Source organism: Rhodoferax saidenbachensis (assembly GCF_031457975.1).
Taxonomy (GTDB): Bacteria; Pseudomonadota; Gammaproteobacteria; order Burkholderiales; family Burkholderiaceae_C; genus Allorhodoferax; species Allorhodoferax saidenbachensis_A.
Map to the genome: position 1 here is coordinate 19266 of NZ_JAVDXO010000007.1, position 17094 is coordinate 36359.

The 17094-nt window shown below is 62.4% G+C and carries 17 protein-coding genes; 9 read left to right on the top strand and 8 right to left on the bottom strand.

Translation table 11 applies throughout. From position 1 onward, the window contains the following. Window positions 1-98: 98 nt before the first annotated feature. Window positions 99-1871 carry a phospholipase D-like domain-containing protein gene (locus tag J2X15_RS14585; RefSeq protein WP_310344053.1) on the bottom strand — a complete coding sequence of 591 codons (1773 nt, stop codon included), beginning with the start codon at window positions 1869-1871 and terminating at the stop codon, window positions 99-101. Between the two features lie 178 nt (window positions 1872-2049). Between J2X15_RS14585 and J2X15_RS14590 the strand changes: the two genes are divergently transcribed. Together J2X15_RS14590 and J2X15_RS14595 are read left to right on the top strand one after the other, a co-directional pair. Further along, the gene (locus J2X15_RS14590) at window positions 2050-2802 is read left to right on the top strand and encodes an NYN domain-containing protein (protein WP_310344055.1); all 753 of its coding nucleotides are present in this window, start codon (window positions 2050-2052) and stop codon (window positions 2800-2802) included. A 1-nt stretch (window position 2803) separates the two neighbouring features. Beyond that, entirely contained in the window at window positions 2804-3796 is a 993-nt protein-coding gene (locus tag J2X15_RS14595; RefSeq protein ID WP_310344057.1) for a 2-hydroxyacid dehydrogenase, read from the top strand. Here J2X15_RS14595 and J2X15_RS14600 read toward each other — a convergent pair. Beyond that, a complete protein-coding gene (locus J2X15_RS14600; RefSeq protein ID WP_310344058.1) occupies window positions 3774-4031 on the bottom strand; it encodes a hypothetical protein in 258 nt (85 codons plus the stop codon). The two genes, J2X15_RS14595 and J2X15_RS14600, sit on opposite strands and share 23 nt — an antisense overlap. Before the next feature lie 203 nt (window positions 4032-4234). Here J2X15_RS14600 and J2X15_RS14605 point away from each other — a divergent pair, with 203 nt between their 5' ends. Beyond that, a complete protein-coding gene (locus tag J2X15_RS14605; protein ID WP_310344059.1) occupies window positions 4235-5164 on the top strand; it encodes a M14 family metallopeptidase in 930 nt (309 codons plus the stop codon). On the opposite strand, the gene pdxR is transcribed toward J2X15_RS14605, so the two are convergent. Then, window positions 5161-6621, bottom strand: a complete 1461-nt coding sequence (pdxR, locus tag J2X15_RS14610) for a MocR-like pyridoxine biosynthesis transcription factor PdxR (protein WP_310344061.1) — start codon at window positions 6619-6621, stop codon at window positions 5161-5163. The two genes, J2X15_RS14605 and pdxR, sit on opposite strands and share 4 nt — an antisense overlap. A 120-nt stretch (window positions 6622-6741) precedes the next feature. On the opposite strand from pdxR, the gene J2X15_RS14615 reads away from it, so the two are divergent. Both J2X15_RS14615 and J2X15_RS14620 read left to right on the top strand, forming a co-directional pair. Beyond that, window positions 6742-7200 carry a rhodanese-like domain-containing protein gene (locus J2X15_RS14615; protein WP_310344062.1) on the top strand — a complete coding sequence of 153 codons (459 nt, stop codon included), beginning with the start codon at window positions 6742-6744 and terminating at the stop codon, window positions 7198-7200. Then, window positions 7188-7685 carry a GNAT family N-acetyltransferase gene (locus J2X15_RS14620; protein WP_310344063.1) on the top strand — a complete coding sequence of 166 codons (498 nt, stop codon included), beginning with the start codon at window positions 7188-7190 and terminating at the stop codon, window positions 7683-7685. The genes J2X15_RS14615 and J2X15_RS14620 overlap by 13 nt, the downstream gene beginning before the upstream one ends. Before the next feature lie 64 nt (window positions 7686-7749). Here J2X15_RS14620 and udk read toward each other — a convergent pair whose 3' ends face one another. Further along, complete coding sequence (gene udk / locus J2X15_RS14625) at window positions 7750-8175, bottom strand: uridine kinase (protein WP_310344065.1); 426 nt, start codon at window positions 8173-8175, stop codon at window positions 7750-7752. A gap of 181 nt (window positions 8176-8356) precedes the next feature. Here udk and J2X15_RS14630 point away from each other — a divergent pair, with 181 nt between their 5' ends. Together J2X15_RS14630 and J2X15_RS14635 are read left to right on the top strand one after the other, a co-directional pair. Next, window positions 8357-9835 (top strand): RNB domain-containing ribonuclease, encoded by a 1479-nt coding sequence (locus J2X15_RS14630; RefSeq protein WP_310344066.1) that lies wholly within the window; start codon window positions 8357-8359, stop codon window positions 9833-9835. 196 nt (window positions 9836-10031) lie between these two features. After that, window positions 10032-11900, top strand: coding sequence for a diguanylate cyclase (locus J2X15_RS14635; RefSeq protein WP_310344068.1), 1869 nt, complete (start codon window positions 10032-10034; stop codon window positions 11898-11900). Between the two features lie 62 nt (window positions 11901-11962). Here J2X15_RS14635 and J2X15_RS14640 read toward each other — a convergent pair whose 3' ends face one another. After that, on the bottom strand, window positions 11963-12256 hold the full coding sequence (locus J2X15_RS14640) for a type II toxin-antitoxin system RelE/ParE family toxin (RefSeq protein WP_310344069.1): 294 nt from the start codon (window positions 12254-12256) through the stop codon (window positions 11963-11965). Continuing rightward, a complete protein-coding gene (locus J2X15_RS14645) occupies window positions 12253-12486 on the bottom strand; it encodes an addiction module protein (protein ID WP_310344071.1) in 234 nt (77 codons plus the stop codon). The genes J2X15_RS14640 and J2X15_RS14645 overlap by 4 nt, the downstream gene beginning before the upstream one ends. Before the next feature lie 218 nt (window positions 12487-12704). On the opposite strand from J2X15_RS14645, the gene J2X15_RS14650 reads away from it, so the two are divergent. Further along, complete coding sequence (locus tag J2X15_RS14650; RefSeq protein WP_310344073.1) at window positions 12705-14180, top strand: HEAT repeat domain-containing protein; 1476 nt, start codon at window positions 12705-12707, stop codon at window positions 14178-14180. Window positions 14181-14243: 63 nt separating this feature from the next. On the opposite strand, the gene J2X15_RS14655 is transcribed toward J2X15_RS14650, so the two are convergent. Beyond that, window positions 14244-15116 (bottom strand): hypothetical protein, encoded by an 873-nt coding sequence (locus J2X15_RS14655; protein WP_310344074.1) that lies wholly within the window; start codon window positions 15114-15116, stop codon window positions 14244-14246. A gap of 43 nt (window positions 15117-15159) precedes the next feature. Continuing rightward, the gene (locus tag J2X15_RS14660) at window positions 15160-15699 is read right to left on the bottom strand and encodes a DUF924 family protein (protein ID WP_310344076.1); all 540 of its coding nucleotides are present in this window, start codon (window positions 15697-15699) and stop codon (window positions 15160-15162) included. A gap of 139 nt (window positions 15700-15838) precedes the next feature. On the opposite strand from J2X15_RS14660, the gene J2X15_RS14665 reads away from it, so the two are divergent. Then, window positions 15839-16972: a hypothetical protein gene (locus tag J2X15_RS14665; RefSeq protein ID WP_310344077.1), complete on the top strand. Its 1134-nt coding sequence runs from the start codon at window positions 15839-15841 to the stop codon at window positions 16970-16972. Window positions 16973-17094: the final 122 nt, after the last annotated feature.

Sequence of the window (17094 nt, forward strand, 5' to 3'; positions counted from 1 at the left end):
CAGATAGTGGCGGAGGGCTGGTTTGCAAGGTGTTTATGGGAAAAATTGGCTCCTGGCCCCCGTGGAGTATGCATGAGCAGCTCCTAAATCAGTAGCAACTAGACGCCGAAGAAGAAAAACCCGTCGCGCGAAGCATCGGCCTGGTGGTCAAAGTATTTGTTCTGCCAGCTGTCAGTTTCGCTGAGGTCGCCCCAGGCCTGGTCCAGCTTGTTGTCACGCGCCAGCTGCGAGAGCTTGTAGCGCCAGGAGAAGTGGTTGGTCACGTCCAGCACGTGGGCGGCATAGGCCTGGGCCAGGCGCTGGTGGCCGCGCACGATGACCAGGTTCTCGTCGTTCTGGTAGCTGGCCTTGTAGCCCAGGTTGTGGCTGCCGGTGACCACCACGCAGTGCGGGCTGAAGGGGTCGATGACGATGATTTTGTCGTGGATGACGGCGTGGCCCAGCTTGTACAGCTCTTTCTCCCAGTAGCCGAAGGTGTCGGGCACACCGGCCACGCCGGACACCAGCACATCGGGCGCGGCCGTGGCATTGCGCTTGGTGATGAAGGTGGCGAACTGGCCCAGCGGTGCGGGATCGGTGATCGCGCCGCGCACGTAAAAGGGCTTGCCGTCCTCCTGCATCTGCACCGCCTTGTCGTGCACCTGTTCGAGGAAGCTGGGCGCACCGGGGTTGAACGCCAGAAACAGCACGCCCTGCTTGGCCGCGCGTATCAGCCCAAACACCTGGTCCAGGTCGGGTGGGGGCGTGTCGGCATCCTTGGTTTTTGCCTTGGTGTTGGGGGAGAACCAGACGGATACGCTGCCCGTGCCCAGCGCCGCATCCACCGCGCCACCGCCGCACCATTCGCGCAGTCCATGGCCCTGGGCGGGGTGCTCTGCGGCGTCCTGCACCAGCCAGTCCCAATAGTCCCGGTAGCCCGCGGCCACGGTGGGGTTGCGGATGATGAGCGTGTTGTTGGTTTGTGAGCACAGGCCGGTGGAGGTCCAGTTGGTGCTGCCCGTCAACACCTCTTGCGGGCCCGCCGCGTCGGACCACACCACAAACTTGTTGTGCCCAATGGAGCTGGACGGCACAAACCGGTCGGTCAGCGGCACCCCGGCTGCATGCAGGGCCTTGCGCGTGGCCGCGTTGGTGCCGTCAAAAATCTTGCGCGTGTGCTTCTTGCCGTCCTCGCTCTTGTATTCCTCGGACGTGTCGGCGTTGGCCAGGCACAGTGCCAGCTGGTTGTTGGCTGCCAGCGTGGTGATGGCGTCCAGGAGCTGTGCGTCGGTCAGCTCATACAGCGCCAGGTGGCAAAAACCGCCCTGGGCCTGTGCCTTGTTCAGCAGCGACAGCACACCCTTGTCCAGCACATCGCCGCTCAGCAGCTTGCGGATGGGGCTGCCCACCTTGGCAATTTCGCCACGCAGCGCCGTGGTGATGTTGTCGTAGCTGCCATTGGCTACCAGCGCGTTGATCTTCTTGGTGACCGCCTGGGTAGAAATCAGCCCCACGTTGAAATAGGCTGCCACATCGCCATAGTCCCCGCCTATGGTCACTGGGTTGGACTGCAGCGCAATGGTGGGGTGGGGCGTGAGCGCGTCTACGTCGGGCCCCATCATGGGCACCACGGCGTAGCGGTAGGTGCCGGGCGCGGCAAATACGTCTTTCCACTGGAAGGACTGCACGGGCCACACATCGGTGGTCTGGCGCGCATGGGGTTGGCCCGGCACCCCGGGCGCAAAGCCCACAAAGGCGGGCAGGGCAGTGGCGCTGCCATCGGCATCCAGGCGCCGCACCGAAAACCCCAGGCAGCCCGGCACCTTGTGCTCCAGCTGCCAGAAGATGTAGGCAATGTCGTTGTTGGCGAGCGCCAGGCATGCGTCGGACATGGTTTCCTCCCTGTGTTGGTCTGTACCCTATTGATAGTCAATATGCGGCGCACGCGCATCAGTGAAAGTCACTAGGGCGGGTGGCCTGTTTTGTCACGCGCCTGCCATGCAAAACGAGTAGCCATGTCGCATTCACATGCAGCCTGTACGATGGGGCACACACAAGGGAGGTACCGCCATGGCCACCAACACCAACCAGAAGCTCGCCGTCCTCATCGACGCCGACAACGCGCAGGCTTCTGTCATTCAGGAGCTGCTGGCCGAGGTGTCGCGCTACGGCACCGCCACCATCAAGCGCGCCTATGGCGACTGGACCACCACCAACCTCAAGGGCTGGAAAGAGGTGCTGCACACCATGGCGATCCAGCCTATCCAACAGTTCAGCTACACCAGCGGCAAGAACGCCACCGACTCGGCGCTCATCATCGACGCCATGGATGTGCTGCACACGGGCGCAGTGGACGGCTTTTGCCTGGTTAGCAGTGACAGCGACTTCACCCGCCTGGCCACGCGTATCCGCGAGGCGGGGCTGGTGGTCTACGGCTTTGGCGAACGCAAAACACCCGAGCCCTTTGTGGCCGCGTGCGACAAGTTCATCTACACCGAAATTTTGCGTACCGAGCCCGAAGAGACCAAGCCTGACCAAGTGCCTCTGGCCGAGCTCCCCAAGCTGCCCAAGCTCAAGCCCCTGCTCTTGAACGCGTTGAACGCCATCGCGCGGGAGGATGGCTGGACCACGCTGTCGGCTCTGGGCAGTCAGATCACCCGCAGCAACCCGGCTTTTGATCCACGCAACTATGGCGTTCCCAAGCTGGGCGAACTGATCCGCCAGCAGGCCGCTTACCTGGAAGTCAAAGAGGTGAAGTCGGGCGAGGGCGATGCCGTGCAGACGCACCTGCATGTGCGGCGCAAGGCCACGGGCAAGGGTTGAGATGCACGTCACTGTTTACAGCACTCGCCCGTACGACCGCCAGGCGCTGGAGTCGGCTCCAGGCGTCTCTGTCCACAGCTTTAGTTTTTTGGAGGCGCGGTTAGACGCCGACACCGTGGCTACGGCTGCCGGGGCCGATGCCGTGTGCGCGTTCGTCAACGACCAGCTGGACCGCAAGGTGCTGCAAGGCCTGAAGGGCCTGGGCGTGCGTTTGGTGGTGCTGCGCTGTGCGGGCTTTAACCAGGTGGACCTGGTGGCGGCGCACGAGCTGGGTATCGCCGTGGGTCGCGTGCCCGAGTATTCGCCCTATGCCGTGGCCGAGCACACGCTGGCCCTGCTGCTGACGCTGAACCGCAAAATCCACCGCGCCCATGCCCGCGTGCGCGAAGGCAATTTCGCGCTGGATGGACTGTTGGGTTTTGATGTGCATGGCCGCACGATTGGCGTGGTGGGTACTGGCCGCATTGGCGAAACCTTTTGCAAATTGATGACGGGCTTTGGCTGCACGCTGCTGGCGTTTGACCCCACGCCCAACCCTGCGTGCGTGGCCATGGGCGTGCAGTATGTGCCGCTGCCCGAGCTGCTGGCGCGTAGCGATGTGGTCAGCCTGCACTGCCCGCTGACGCCACAGACCCACCACCTGATCAACGCCACCGCCTTTGCGGGCATGAAGCGTGGCGCCATGCTACTCAACACCAGCCGTGGCGCGGTGATTGACACGCAAGCCGCCATTGACGCGCTGAAGGCGCGTCAGTTGGGCAGCCTGGGGCTGGATGTGTACGAGGAAGAGGCCGGCCTGTTCTTCCGCGACCTGTCGGGTGCGGGCATTCAGGACGATGTGTTTGCCCGCCTACTGACCTTTCCGAACGTGGTGGTGACCGGGCACCAGGGTTTCTTTACCGAAGACGCGCTGGCCGCGATTGCGAGTACCACGCTGGCCAATCTGGATGCCTTTGCCGCGACCGGCCAGCCTATGTACCCGGTTGCTCCTTAGTCTCCTTGGCCTCCTTAGCTTCTTCATCCAGCGCAATGCTGTGGTCGCGCACGTACTGTTTGAACTGCGTGATTGGAATGGCCGTCAGGCCATGGGCACCGTTGTCCTCGGTCCAACTCAGCGTGGCGCTGTCGGGTGCCAGGTCCACTTCTACAGGGCCTTTAGGGATCTCCAGCGGCGCGCCGTCGCCGGGCCGGTAGGTCACGGTATCGGTAATGGTGGCGTGTTGGCTCATCGTGTTCTCCTAAAGCTTTATTACACGCCCCAGGCGCGCCGCTGTCTGTCAGACAACTGCCCGTCTGTGGTTCGCACAAGGTTGCAGCTGTAGCGGGATGTAACGACGCATTTGGGCATGAAATTGGCCTCTAGCCCCCATGAAATATGCGCTAGTAGCTCCTAAAAGCGTAGCAATTTTCGGCCCTGTACGATGCTGCACCTATGAGCAGCACCTACTTCTATCCGATAGGCATCCCCGGCCAAGCCTGGGCCCCCGCAGAGCGTGCCCAGTGGCGCGCACGCCAAGTACGACAACGCAGCTATGCGGATGACGTGCTAACGGCCGTGGAGCGCTTGCGCAACCGGTTTGACGTGGAAACCTATGGCGAGGTGGCCTATGTGGACGCGCAGCACCCGGTTGAAACATTCCCACTCATGGCGATCCGCAGCCGCCAGTGGGATAAGTCCTTGCCTACCGTACTGATCACCGGCGGTGTGCATGGCTACGAGACCAGTGGCGTGCACGGCGCGCTGCGTTTTGTGGATGCGCATGCGGCGGAGTACGCCGCCCGCGTGAACCTGCTGGTAGCGCCCTGTGTGAGCCCCTGGGCCTACGAGCGCATCCAGCGCTGGAACTTTGACGCGCTGGACCCCAACCGCAACTTCCGCGCGGGCAGCCCTGCCCAAGAGTCCGCCGCGCTCATGCGCCTGATTGCCCCTTTGCTCGGCCAGTTTGCCGCCCACATCGACCTGCACGAAACCACCGACACCGACGAGAGCGAGTACCGCCCCGCCGTGGCCGCGCGTGATGGCAAGCCGTTTGAGCCCGCCACCATCCCCGATGGCTTCTACCTGGTGGACGACACCGCCAACCCGCAGCCCGCGTTCCAGGCAGCCATCATTGACGCCGTGCAGCGCGTTACCCACATTGCCCCGGCGGATGCACAGGGCGGCATCATCGGCTCGCCCCTGGTAGCGCATGGCGTCATCCACTACGCCATGAAAGAACTGGGCCTGTGCGCCGGCATCACCGGCGCCCGCTACACCAGCACCACCGAGGTCTACCCCGACAGCCCGCGCGCTACGCCGGAGCAATGCATTGCCGCGCAGGTGGCGGCGGTGTGTGCGGGGGTGGAGTTTGTGCTGGCCTAGCGCGGCTTCAACTGCGCCAACCCCGTCACCCCAGCCTCAATCTCCTGTGGCTGCAGCGCCGCAAACCCCAGCAGCCATCCATCCACCGCACCGGGCTTGCTGTGCAGGGCGCTCAGGCTGGGGGTGGCGATGCCGCGCTCGGCGGCCTGGCGGGTTAGCGTGGCTTCGCTGCCCGGTGGCAGGGTCACGCTGATCTGCAGGCCGCCGGTGCTGTTCAGCGGTTGGGCCCAGGGCAGCTTGCGGTCTATCAAGTCCAGCAGCAGGTCGCGCCGGCTGCGGTAGAGCTGGCGCATCAGCCGCAGGTGCGCGGCAAAGTGGCCGTGGGCCATGAAGTCGGCCGTCACCGCCTGCGCCAGCTGGGCCACGTGGCCGTCGTACACGCTGCGCGCCGTCACCATGGGTTGTACCAGCGCCTCGGGCAGTACGGCATAGGCCATGCGCAGGGACGGGAACAGCGTTTTGGAAAACGTGCCTATATAGACCACGCGCCCACCATCGTCCAGCCCCTGCAGGCTGGGTGTGGGGCGGCCGTCGTACAAAAACTCGCTGTCGTAATCGTCCTCCACGATCCAGCAGCCCTGGCGCTGCGCGTAGTCCACCAGCGCCATGCGCCGCTGCAGGCTCAGCGTGCCGCCCGTGGGGTATTGGTGGGTGGGTGTCAGGTAGATCAGCTTGGGTGCGGGCAGCGTGAAGTCGGGCACCAGGCCTTGCGCGTCCACCGGCAGTGGCACCAGCTGCGCACCACTGGCGGCAAAGGCCGTGCGCGCGCCGCGGTAGCCGGGGTCTTCCAGCCACACGCGGTCACCGGGGTCCAGCAGCAGCGTGGCCAGCAACTGCAGCGCCTGCTGCGAACTGGTCAGCACCAGCACCTGCGCCGCGCTGCAGCGTACCCCGCGTGAGCTGACCAGGTACTGCGCAATCGCCTCGCGCAGGTCCGCGCGACCCTGCGGGTCACCATAGCGCATCAGCGCCTCGGGCGCGTGGCGCAGGCGTTTGTTGGTCAGCTGGCGCCATAGCGTGTGCGGAAACGCGCGCAGGTCCGGGCTGCCCGCGGCAAAGGCCTGCAGCTGCAGCGGCTCCATGCAGCCGCCCGTGTTCACCATGCCCTGGCCGCGCTGCGACAGCACCGCCTGCGGCACCAGCGGTGCGGCCTTGCTGCGCCGCTTGGCGGCCACTGGCGCTGCGCTGGCCTGCACCGCCACAAAGCTGCCGTGGCCCGTGCGCCGCTGCACATAGCCCTCGGCCTCCAGCTGCGCATAGGCCGCCTCCACCGTCACGCGGGACAGCGCCAGGTCGTGCGCCAGCACGCGCGTGGCGGGCAGGCGCGCGCCTTGGCTCAGCATGCCGTTGCGCATGGCGTCACGCAGGGCCGCACACAGGCGCTCCCGCAGACCCATGCCGGGGCGTGCGGTGGCATCCATCAGGCCCATCCACAGGCTGGGTTGCGCGGTTTTCATGGGTCTTAATTGGTCTTATTTATGTTGATAAATTGGTATCAATAATAAGTCCGCTGTTTTTTACACTGCCTGCATGGCCGCAAGGCTTTGTGTTTTGACCACCACCCGGAGAACCCCACCATGACTGCACCCGTTGCCTCTCAAGTGCTTGCCTTCCCACCCGCCAGCGCGGGCCAGACCGCCGACTACATGCTGCACAAGCTCAGCTTCCACGCCGATGCCTGGGACGTGGCCGAAGACCTGCGCAACGGCATCACCGCGCTGGTGGTCATCGACACGCGGTCGGAGTCGCTCTACGCCCAGGGCCATGTGCCCGGTGCCATCAGCTTTCCGCACCGGCTGATGGATGCGCAGAGCACCGCCGCGCTGGACCGCAGCAAGGTCTATGTGACGTATTGCGACGGCATTGGCTGCAACGGCTCCACCAAGGGCGCCTACAAGCTGGCCAAGCTGGGCTTCACTGTGAAAGAGATGCTGGGCGGGTTGGACTTCTGGGTGCGCGACGGCCAACCCGTAGCCACCGGCAGCGCACCCGGCGCCATGCCGGCAGACGCACCGGCCATCGAATGCGCGTGCTGAGCAACAGCGTCACGCCGCAGGTGGTGCGCGCAGCGGTGCCGGCCGATGCCTCAGCGCTGGCGCCCCTGTGCGCGGCCCACGCCGCGTACGAGCGCCTGCCCTACAGCGCCGCGGGCCACGCAGAGCGTCTGCTCGTGGCGCTGGCCAGCGGGCAGCTGCACGCCTGGCTACTGGAACAGGGAGGCAGCCCCATGGGCTACGCCAGCGTCACGCTGGACTTTGCCACCCTGAGCGGCCAGCGCTACGCGCACCTGGACTGCCTATACCTCACCCCCGCCGCCCGGAACCAGGGCGGTGGCCTGGCGCTCATGCAGGCCGTGCAGGCCTATGCGCGTGCGCAAGGCAGCACCACGCTGCAATGGCAAACCCCCGCCTGGAACCGCGGTGCCATGCGCTTCTACGCCCGGCTGGGCGCCCGGGCCTACGCCAAGCAGCGGTATACGCTGGCGCTGGATGGAGTGGGGCAGAGAATTGGGGAGAAATGAGGCTCTAGCCCCCGTGGAATATGCGCCAGCAGCTACTAAAAGCGTAGCGCTTTAGCCCAAGGCATCAGCCCCGATCCAGATCCCGCACCAGCGTCTTCACCTTGGTGGTGATGATGTCCACCGCCGGCCCGTTGGCGCCGTGGGGCAGGATCACGTCGGCGTTGCGTTTGGTCGGCTCGATGAACTGCTTGTGCATGGGGCGCACGGTTTCCAGGTACTGGGCGATCACGCTCTCGGCGCTGCGCTCGCGTTCGGCCATGTCGCGCTGCAGGCGGCGGATAAAGCGCACGTCTGACGCGGTGTCCACATAGATCTTCAGCGACATCATGTTGCGCAACTTGGCGTCAAACAGCGCAAACAGACCCTCGACCACGATCACCGGCGCGGGCTTCACGGTGATGGTCTTGCTGGCGCGGTTGTCCTTCGCAAAGTCGTAGGTCGGCATTTCAATCGACTCGCCGCGGCGCAGCGCCTGCACGTGCTGCACCATCAGCGGCCAGTCAAACGCGTCACCGTGGACTTGCCGCTGCCACTGCCGCCTGCGACACCGATCACGAAAGGTTTGTTGTTGGTTTTGGGCATGCGGACTCCGACTTCAGGCTGGCAAAAGGGCGTGATCTTACTAGCCAGCCGTTGCGCGCTGGAGCGACCCGCAGGCGTATATTGGCACGATGCACGCCAAGCCACCATCCCACCACCGCAGCGACCTGGTTCGCATCGCCATCCACGCCATGGCGGAGCGCGGCCTGCAGCCCGAGTTCTCTTCCGCGGTTGAGCGCCAACTGGCCGGCATCACCGCCACCGGCCACAGCGCAGACCCCGCCGTCCACGACCTCACCACCTTGCTGTGGTGCTCTATCGACAACGACGACTCGATGGACCTGGACCAGCTCACGGTGTGCGAACCCTTGCCCAACGGCAGTGTGCGCCTGTGGGTGGCCATTGCCGATGTGGACGCCCTAGTGCCACGCGACACCCCCATCGACCACCACGCCAGTACCAACACCACCTCCGTTTACACCTCGGCACGCATCTTCCCCATGCTGCCCGAGCGCCTGTCTACCGACCTCACCTCGCTCAACCCCCACCAGGACCGCCTGGCCATGGTGACCGAGATGGTGTTTCACCCCGACGGCGCGCTGGCCGGCTCCACCGTCTACCGCGCCCGGGTGCGCAACCAAGCCAAGCTGGCCTATGACGCTGTCAGCGCCTGGCTGGACGGGCAGGGCGATTTACCCGCCGCAGCGGCCGCCGCCGCCGTGCCCGGCATGGACGCCCAGCTGCGCACGCAAGACGCGCTGGCCCAGCAGCTGCGCGCACGCCGCCATGGCGAAGGGTCGCTGGAATTTGAGAGCTTTCAGCCCCGCGTGGTGTTTGACGGCGAACGCGTGTCCGCCATCCACCTGCAAGAACACAACCGCGCCCGCCAGCTGATTGAAGAAGTGATGATCGCCACCAACACCTGCACCGCGCGCTACCTGGCGGGGCGGGGCGTTGCGTCCCTGCGGCGCGTGGTGCGCTCGCCCGAGCGCTGGCTGCGCATCGTGGGCGTGGCCAAGGAATATGGCGAGGTGCTGCCCAACGAGCCGGACTCGAAAGCGCTGGAAAACTTTCTGGCCAAGCGCCGCCGGGCCGACCCGCTGCGCTTTCCCGACCTGTCGCTGGTCATCGTCAAACTCATGGGGCGTGGCGAATACGTGCTGGAGTCTCCCGGCGGCCCACCCGTGGGCCACTTTGGCCTGGCGGTGAGTGACTACACCCACTCCACCGCGCCCAACCGCCGCTTCCCCGACCTCATCACCGCGCGCCTGCTCAAGGCTGCGCTGGCCCACCAGCCTGCGCCATATTCCAACGCCGAGCTGGCCGAACTGGCCACCCACTGCACCCGCCAGGAAGACGCGGCGCAAAAGGTGGAGCGCCAGATGCGCAAGTCCGAGGCTGCGCTGCTGCTGGAATCCCGCATTGGTGAACGCTTTGACGCCATCGTCACCGGCAACGCAGCCGACGGCATGTGGGTGCGCCTACTGAACCCGCCCGCCGAAGGCAAGCTGCTGCGCGGCGCCAGCGCGCTGAAGGTGGGGGACAAGGTGCGCGTGAAGCTGGTGGCCACCAATGTGGAGCGCGGGTTTATTGACTTTGAGGCGGGTTAGCAGGGTAGTTTGCTACGTCCCCGGTGTTGAAGAAATAGGCCTCTAGCCCCCGTGGAATATGCGCAAGCAGCTACTAAAAGCGTAGCAAGCGGAAGGTCACGGGCATGAAACGATGCGTCCGGCTCATTCAGCAAAGCCAGTGCTTCTTCAGCTTTATCCGCCAAAGCCTGCGCAGACCGTTTGTTATTCTTGGGCAATGCCCTTTCGAAACCTGCAGCGCCGCTTCTGTGGCGTGCTCATTGCCTTCATCTGTTTGGGCGTTGTGGTGCCAACCTTCGCGGCCACCGCCCAGGAGCCACTGGACCTCACGCGTGTACTTGCAGCTCCTGTTTCACTGACCGCGCACTTTGAATATCTGGAGGACCCTGGCGCTGCCTGGACCTTGACGGATGTCATGGAGTCAGCCCGTGCAATGGAGTTTCGTCGGCCGAACAATCCGTCCAGCGCAGCAATCGGTTTCTCCTACACGCGGTCCGCGGTGTGGCTGCGCCTGCCGCTGGCTAACCCCAGCAACCAGCCTCTGCAGCGCGTGCTGGAGATCAACTACGCGCTGCTGGCGCACATCGACTTTTACGCACCCGATGCGCGGGGTGTTTATCAGCTCACGCAAACGGGCTACGCCCGCCCGTTTGCCAACCGCCCCTTGCCAGGCCGCTTCTTTCTCCTGCCCGTCACGCTGCCGCCCCAGTCGCAGCAGGTGGTCTATCTGCGGGTGGAAACGCCCAACTCGCTGAACATCCCGGCGCGCATGTGGGAGCCGCAGGCGCTGCAAACCCACCAGCACGCCGACTACGCCCTGCAAGCCCTGTACTTTGGCGTTGTGCTGGCCATCGCGTTCTACAACCTGATGCTGTTCGTCGTCCTGCGCGACAAAAACTACCTGCTGTACGTCATCTTCTCCGGCTCCGTCGCACTGGCGCTTGGCACCTTCAGCGGGCTGGGTACGGAATTCGTTTGGGGAGACATCCCCGCATTGACCACCATCGGCGTGAACGTCTTTACAGCCGTCGCAGCCGCGGCCATGCTGGAGTTTGCCCGGCGCATTCTTAACACTGCTGCATTGTCCAAACCGTTGGACCGGGTGCTGCAGGGGCTGATTGTGGTGAATGGCATTTCCTTCTTCGCTCTGATCTTCTGGTTTCGCACTTTCACCCCCTGGTTTATCGTGCTCAGCGTGATCACACCGCTGGTTCTGCTGGCCACCGGCATCTGGAGTGCGCTGCGCGGGCAGCGCAGTGCCTACTTCTTTGTGGCGGCGTTCGCGGCCATCCTGTTGGCAGTGGTGCTTACCCACCTGCGCAATCTGGGCTTGCTGCCCACCAATTTTTTGACGACCGATGGCACCCAGATAGGCTCTGCCATGGAAATGCTGCTGCTGTCGTTTGCCCTGGCCGACCGCTACAACGGCATGCGCCGCGACCAGCTGCAAGCACAGGAACAGACCCTGAAGGCCCAGGAAGAACTGGTGTCCACCCTGCGAGAGGCCGAGCATGTTTTGGAGGCCAAGGTAGAGGAGCGCACCGCGGAGCTGCGCATTCTCAACCGCAAGCTCGAAGCCCTCAGTGCCACCGATGGCCTCACCGGCATTGCCAACCGCAGGCACTTTGACACCACACTGGCCGCCGAATGGACCCGCGCCGCGCGCCAGGGGCATCCGCTGGCGCTGGGGCTGTTGGACGTGGACTGGTTCAAGCAATACAACGACCACTACGGCCACCAGGCCGGCGACGACTGCCTGCGCAAGGTAGCGGACACGCTTGCCGCCACCATGGCCCGCACCGGTGATCTGGTGGCGCGGTATGGCGGAGAGGAGTTCGTCTTCATTGCGCCCGCCACCAGCGCGCAAGAAGCACTGGGCATGGCCCGCAAAATGTGCGAGGCCCTGCAGGCGCTGGCACTGCCACACGCCCTGTCAGACGTTGGCTGCGTAACCGCCAGCGTGGGCGTGGCCAGCATCATCCCGGACGAAACCAGCACCCCCCAGACCCTGATCCAGGCCGCGGACGAAGCTCTGTACGCCGCCAAGGCCGCGGGACGCAACCGCGCGGTGCTGGCTAAAGGCTAAACAAGCCTCTAGCCCTCGTAGAATATGCGCCAGCAGCTACTAAATGAATAGCGGACTCTGCGTCAGTTCAGCCGGGTTTTCCAGTAGAGAGGCTTGCGGTGTTGATGCGCTATGGCCAGCACAAGGATGTCTGTGCCATCTTGTGTGTAAACCACGCTGTAAGGAAAGCGCCGCAAACGACAGCGGCGAATGTACATGGTGAGTGGATGCCACGCCTGCGGATGCTGCTCAATCAGTTGAATGGCTTTGAGGGTTTCAATCAAGAATGTTTCGCCCAGCCCCGGCGCTTGCTCTGCGTACCACGCTATCGCCTCATCCAGCTCTGCCTGCGCTGGCGCTAACAGGCGGACGGTCATTCTGCTGTCGGCGTGACTTGGTATTTGGCAATCACTTCTGACAAGGCCATCGCCTTGATTTCGCCGCGCCGGTATGCAGCCAGGCGGTCGTCCGCTTCGTGGGCCCACGCAGAGTCCAAAGATGCATCAGGCTGGTCTAGGCTGTCCAGGATGCGCTCCACCACTTCCAGGCGCTCTTCGGGCGGCAGCTTGGCGGCTTGGGCGCTTAGGGCTTCAGCGGTGGTGGTCATGGCGGCTCCAGTTAAGTGGGGTAGGACATCACTATAACGCTGACATGGAAAGCCTGCCGCATCCCTAACTTATGTGTCAAATCGTCCTCCAGTCCCCGTGGAATATGCGCAAGCAGCTCCTAAAAGGATAGTAAAAGTGTCTGCCGTAGGCCCCCCTAGAATACCCAGAACAACGTAAGAACACACAGCGCAAAGCGCCTGTGCAACGGGAGTGATAGTTGTCTTTTCCTGATTTTCTGAGCAAGCTATTCAAATCGGTCGCACTACCCACCGCAGGTATGCAAACACCGAGCGACTCGCAGTATCCGTGGGGACGAGAAGTTTATGGACTACACGACACCGCGTATTCCAATGTGTACTTTGCTTGGCGCAAAGACCAGCGCATTCCTGCGGCTCGCCTCCAAGCTTTGTCTCCAACGACAGCGATTGAGCGCCTAGACAATCGCAGCGGCTACGTCCGCGAATTCAGCCTGCGTGTGCTCATGGCGCAAGACTGGGTAGATGGTTTGCAGCCAGTGACCAAGCGGCTCAATGACTATGTGCCCGTCAACCGCGAGCTTTCTCTGCAATTGGTGTTGCACTGGCTGGCGCACATGCCATTTGAGTCTCTGGTCGATGCGTTGCCAGCCCTCTATGCGCTGGAGACACAAAGTCGCGCGGACTTTCAACAAGTCTTGGCGGCATTGCAGGCTCGCCTTGCGGAGCCTCAGAACCGCGATCTGGTGTTGGCTGGCACTAGCCACGGCAGCGCCAAAGTACGTTTCCAGTGCTGGCGACTTTGCCTGGCCCTGTATGACTGGTCGGACTTGGAGAAAGTGGAGCGCGCCATAGAAAGCGGTGACTCCGCGCTGGCCCGCTCCGTAGAGCCACTGGTTTACAAGCTGGCGGATTCTGAGCTGCAAGCGCTTTTGACCCAACGCCATCATCTGAAGGCCATGGCACTGCGCCGCGCTGTGTACCTCAGCCTGTGGCGCCGAAAGCTTGGGGACACGGACGAACTTTTGTCCATCGCGCTTTGGGACCCTTCGTTCTCCATCCGATGGCTTGCGCGGCACTGGAGCAAAGACCAACCGCAAGTGTTGGTTGCCGCTTATCGCCGCGTATTGGCGGAGCCAGTCTCTATCCGGCTTAAGCGCTACGCGCTGGAAGGCTTGGGCCAACTGGGCCGTGCCGATACTATGGATTGCTGCGAGGCAGCGCTCTTGGATGTAAACCCGTCATTGCGCAAGGCCGCACTGGTGGCGCTGTGCAGTTTTACGTCTGCAACACGCTACGCGTATTTGACTCAAGCGCTGAATGATGGTGACCTTGCCGTGGTGCGCATGTGCTTTGAGCTATCACTCAATACGGGTGACCACTTGGCCTATGACGATCTGCTGCCCGTGGTTCAGGCTCGTAGCCAAGAGCTGGACTTCTTCGTTCGCCTGGTCGAATACGCAGGCCACGTGTCGGTTTGGCTCAGTATTCACTTGGTATCACTGACTCGCTTGGCGGGTGCGGACGTGCAAGGGCCGCTGAAACCCCATGTCGACAATTTCTTGAACCGATGGGGGCAGCAGCAAATCTATTTCGCACCCAGCAAGAAACAATGGGCGGATGTAGACGCTTGGATACCCTATGAAACCCTGGCGCCTCGATCCGCCTTGCGATTTGCTCTGGAGGGAGAGGCAAAGCGCATGAAAGCCCGTGGTTAGAAAGGTTTTTGTGTTCTAGCCCCCGTGGAATATGCGCTAGCAGCTACTAAAAGCGTAGCAATTTCAAAAACCAGGGACCGGATTGCTGCCGCTGACCAAGGTCAGCTTGCCGGGTGTGGCTTCGTAGACCACTTGTTGCGCAATCTTCTGGGTGGGTTGCAGCTGGCCTTTGGTGTCGGGTTGGCTCAGGCGGCCCTGGTACGACACCAGCAGGCGGTTGCCCTGAAACTTCCACTGGCCTTCAATCTCCACACACTCGCTGGCAGGCTCGGCATTGCTGTCTGCGGAGGGCGGGGCGTCCAAGGCGCTGCAGGCTCCGCGTGCGCCATCGTTGTCTTGTGCCAAGGTAACCCCGGGGTTCAGCAAGGTGGCATGCTCACGCTGCAGGCCCACCACCACAAGCCACGTGCCGCAGTTGCCTTGCCAGCAGCTGCCCCATTCGGCGGTAACGGCAAATTGCCCATCACCTAGTTTGGCGACACCGGTTTTGCCAATATTGCTTTCCACACCACTCTCGGCCACGGAGTCCTGCTTGGACGTCAGCCGCCATCCGCTGCCGCTGTGCTCGAAGAAGTAGGCGCCCATCGCGCCCGAGCAGGCATGGCAGTCGTCGGGCACATCGCTCGCGCCCACGGGCAACGCCTGCGTCACCAGCGCCGCATGGGTGTCATCTAGCTTCACCACGTACAGCGGCGTCACTTCGGCCCGCGTGCTTGCTGCATCGGCCGTCTTGGCTTTGCTGGCCAAGGCCGACATGTCCACGGTTTGAACCCTGGCCGTGCCTGACGGCGCCCAGCCAGGGAACGGCAAGGCCATCAAGGCGTTTTTGTCCAAGGTGTCGGAATATCGAACCTCAGTTTTTTGGCAGCCGGTCACTAGCAACAGGCTGGTGGTGATCAACACGCAATGAACGGCGAACTTTTTCAATAACTTCATGGGATTTTTTGCCGAAGTGCTATCGGCATCAGTAGGCGACAACCTAGAACGAAGAACCCGGCTCGCTCAGAAAGGCCAGCTCTTCCGCGCTGGAGCTACGCCCCAGGATGGTGTTGCGGTGGGGGTAGCGGCCAAAGCGGTCGATGATGGCTTTGTGGCGCAGCTCGAAGTTCAGGTTGTCTTGTATGCCCAACTGCGTAAACAGCGCCACCGCCTGCGTATGCACCAGCGCGGACTCGCTGTGCATGTAAGGCATATACGCAAACACGCGCTGCGCGACGGGCAGGCTGCGGTCCTGCTCGCTGGCAACCAGCTCTTGCGCCAACACCAGCGCCAGCGCGTCCTGCGCAAAGGCGCGCGGCGTGTCGCGGTGCACGTTGCGCGAGAACTGGTCCAACACAATGATCTCCGCCAGCCGCCCCTCAGCGGTGGTGCGCCACGCAAACAGCTCACACCGCGCCGCGGCTTCCAGCGTGTCGCCAAACCGCGCGCGAATAGTTTCGTCCAGCGCGGCGTCTTTGACGAAGTGCTGCTTGGCGGTTAGCTCTTCGAACCAGAAGTGGAGGATGGGTTGGGGTTGCATGGGCAAAGTGTAGCTAGGGGGCAATTTTGTACCAAATAGGCCTATAGCCCGCTTGGGATGTGCGCAGATCGCTATGCATTGCATAGCGATCAGTGTTTGCGGTGCCTAGAATGTGTATAACAAAAGGGAGAGAGGCTACATGCCCAAGTTCATCAAGAAGAAGTCAGCGGCTTCTAGTGCAATCAAACCTGTGTGGTCGCATAAGACGCGTCGAATATTTCTCTCACTCAGCGAAATACCGTGGCTGAGCCTGACCGCGCTGGGAACCTTACTTGGCGTCACTATTCTCTTTTGGTACTTCCGCTCCATAGACTTCTTTCCATCTGATTACTCTGTCCTAATCGGCTTGGGGGTTGGCGCGGCGGCGAGTGCGTTTGGTGTGCTGTGCGTACTGGCCCTTGGCTTGTTTGCACCCGCGGCTCTCTATCGAGCGCACATCTCGGAATCGGAGGAGAAGAAAGCAGAGGTCAAGCAGCATTTCACTGAACTAGAAATGGTTGGGCTGCAGCTTGGCGGTGTTGGATTGGTGTTCGGCGCGACGGCCTATCCTGAGTTGCGTGACTGCGGAATTTGGTTGAGTTTCTCTAGCGTGTTGTCCGTAGGAATGCTGCTGCTTTGGTTAGTAACGCTTGTAAAAATTCTGCTTGCCAGGGAAAAGCAGACTTCATGGCGAGACACGACTTCTACGGCAGTCGGCATTGCTGCTGCGAACATGTTCACTTTCGTCATATTGGCATCTCTATTGCCGGTGTTCAGCTCGGCGTATTTGTCTGCAGGCGTGATCCTCATTACTTTGTGGATGGTTGCAATATTTGCCAATGCATCTGCAGCGGTCAGGCTGCGATTGCTTGAGATTTCTATTGCAGCTGGAATCGTCGTCGTAGTTCTTTTTGTCTTGCTACCGGCTGCCGCGAGTAAAAGGAACCTGTTCCCGGAAATGACAGCCAGTTTTCTTGGCATCCGTGATGACGCTCCTGCAGATCTGCGGGTACCCACCAAAACATGTCAGTTGATTCGCAGTGCTGTTCCAGATGGCATGGTGAGCAAGGACTTGAGATGCGACGCCGATGATTGGGGAAAGGTCAAAGCCCAAGTACTTTCCAAGGTGGGTGACCAGTGGTTGATCGAATTTTCTGCAGAGAAAAAATCCGATCCGGTGGCAGTTGCCACGTTTCGCATAACGATTCCGCGTAGCGATGTGCAGGTCATTCGAGAAATCGAGGATCGTCCATTTCTTGGTCAAACACGGGCCTGCCAGGTAGCCGGGAACTAGGGTGGCATCTCAAAAAGGCGTCCTTGCCTAGTGCCATTGTGCGCAAGGCGCGTGGCATGTCGCGGTAGATGGTGCGCGAGAACTGGTTCAGTACCACGCTGCAGCGTTTAGCGTGTCGCCAA

What these genes read in the sequence shown, in the direction of transcription:
- J2X15_RS14645 (WP_310344071.1), bottom strand. Translation starts at nt 12,486, where the DNA reads ATGACCACCACCGCTGAAGCCCTAAGCGCCCAAGCCGCCAAGCTGCCG.
- udk (WP_310344065.1), bottom strand. Translation starts at nt 8,175, where the DNA reads ATGGTGCAGCACGTGCAGGCGCTGCGCCGCGGCGAGTCGATTGAAATG.
- J2X15_RS14620 (WP_310344063.1), top strand. Translation starts at nt 7,188, where the DNA reads ATGCGCGTGCTGAGCAACAGCGTCACGCCGCAGGTGGTGCGCGCAGCG.
- J2X15_RS14590 (WP_310344055.1), top strand. Translation starts at nt 2,050, where the DNA reads ATGGCCACCAACACCAACCAGAAGCTCGCCGTCCTCATCGACGCCGAC.
- pdxR (WP_310344061.1), bottom strand. Translation starts at nt 6,621, where the DNA reads ATGAAAACCGCGCAACCCAGCCTGTGGATGGGCCTGATGGATGCCACC.
- J2X15_RS14660 (WP_310344076.1), bottom strand. Translation starts at nt 15,699, where the DNA reads ATGCAACCCCAACCCATCCTCCACTTCTGGTTCGAAGAGCTAACCGCC.
- J2X15_RS14600 (WP_310344058.1), bottom strand. Translation starts at nt 4,031, where the DNA reads ATGAGCCAACACGCCACCATTACCGATACCGTGACCTACCGGCCCGGC.
- J2X15_RS14615 (WP_310344062.1), top strand. Translation starts at nt 6,742, where the DNA reads ATGACTGCACCCGTTGCCTCTCAAGTGCTTGCCTTCCCACCCGCCAGC.
- J2X15_RS14640 (WP_310344069.1), bottom strand. Translation starts at nt 12,256, where the DNA reads ATGACCGTCCGCCTGTTAGCGCCAGCGCAGGCAGAGCTGGATGAGGCG.
- J2X15_RS14585 (WP_310344053.1), bottom strand. Translation starts at nt 1,871, where the DNA reads ATGTCCGACGCATGCCTGGCGCTCGCCAACAACGACATTGCCTACATC.
- J2X15_RS14630 (WP_310344066.1), top strand. Translation starts at nt 8,357, where the DNA reads ATGCACGCCAAGCCACCATCCCACCACCGCAGCGACCTGGTTCGCATC.
- J2X15_RS14635 (WP_310344068.1), top strand. Translation starts at nt 10,032, where the DNA reads ATGCCCTTTCGAAACCTGCAGCGCCGCTTCTGTGGCGTGCTCATTGCC.
- J2X15_RS14655 (WP_310344074.1), bottom strand. Translation starts at nt 15,116, where the DNA reads ATGAAGTTATTGAAAAAGTTCGCCGTTCATTGCGTGTTGATCACCACC.
- J2X15_RS14665 (WP_310344077.1), top strand. Translation starts at nt 15,839, where the DNA reads ATGCCCAAGTTCATCAAGAAGAAGTCAGCGGCTTCTAGTGCAATCAAA.
- J2X15_RS14595 (WP_310344057.1), top strand. Translation starts at nt 2,804, where the DNA reads ATGCACGTCACTGTTTACAGCACTCGCCCGTACGACCGCCAGGCGCTG.
- J2X15_RS14605 (WP_310344059.1), top strand. Translation starts at nt 4,235, where the DNA reads ATGAGCAGCACCTACTTCTATCCGATAGGCATCCCCGGCCAAGCCTGG.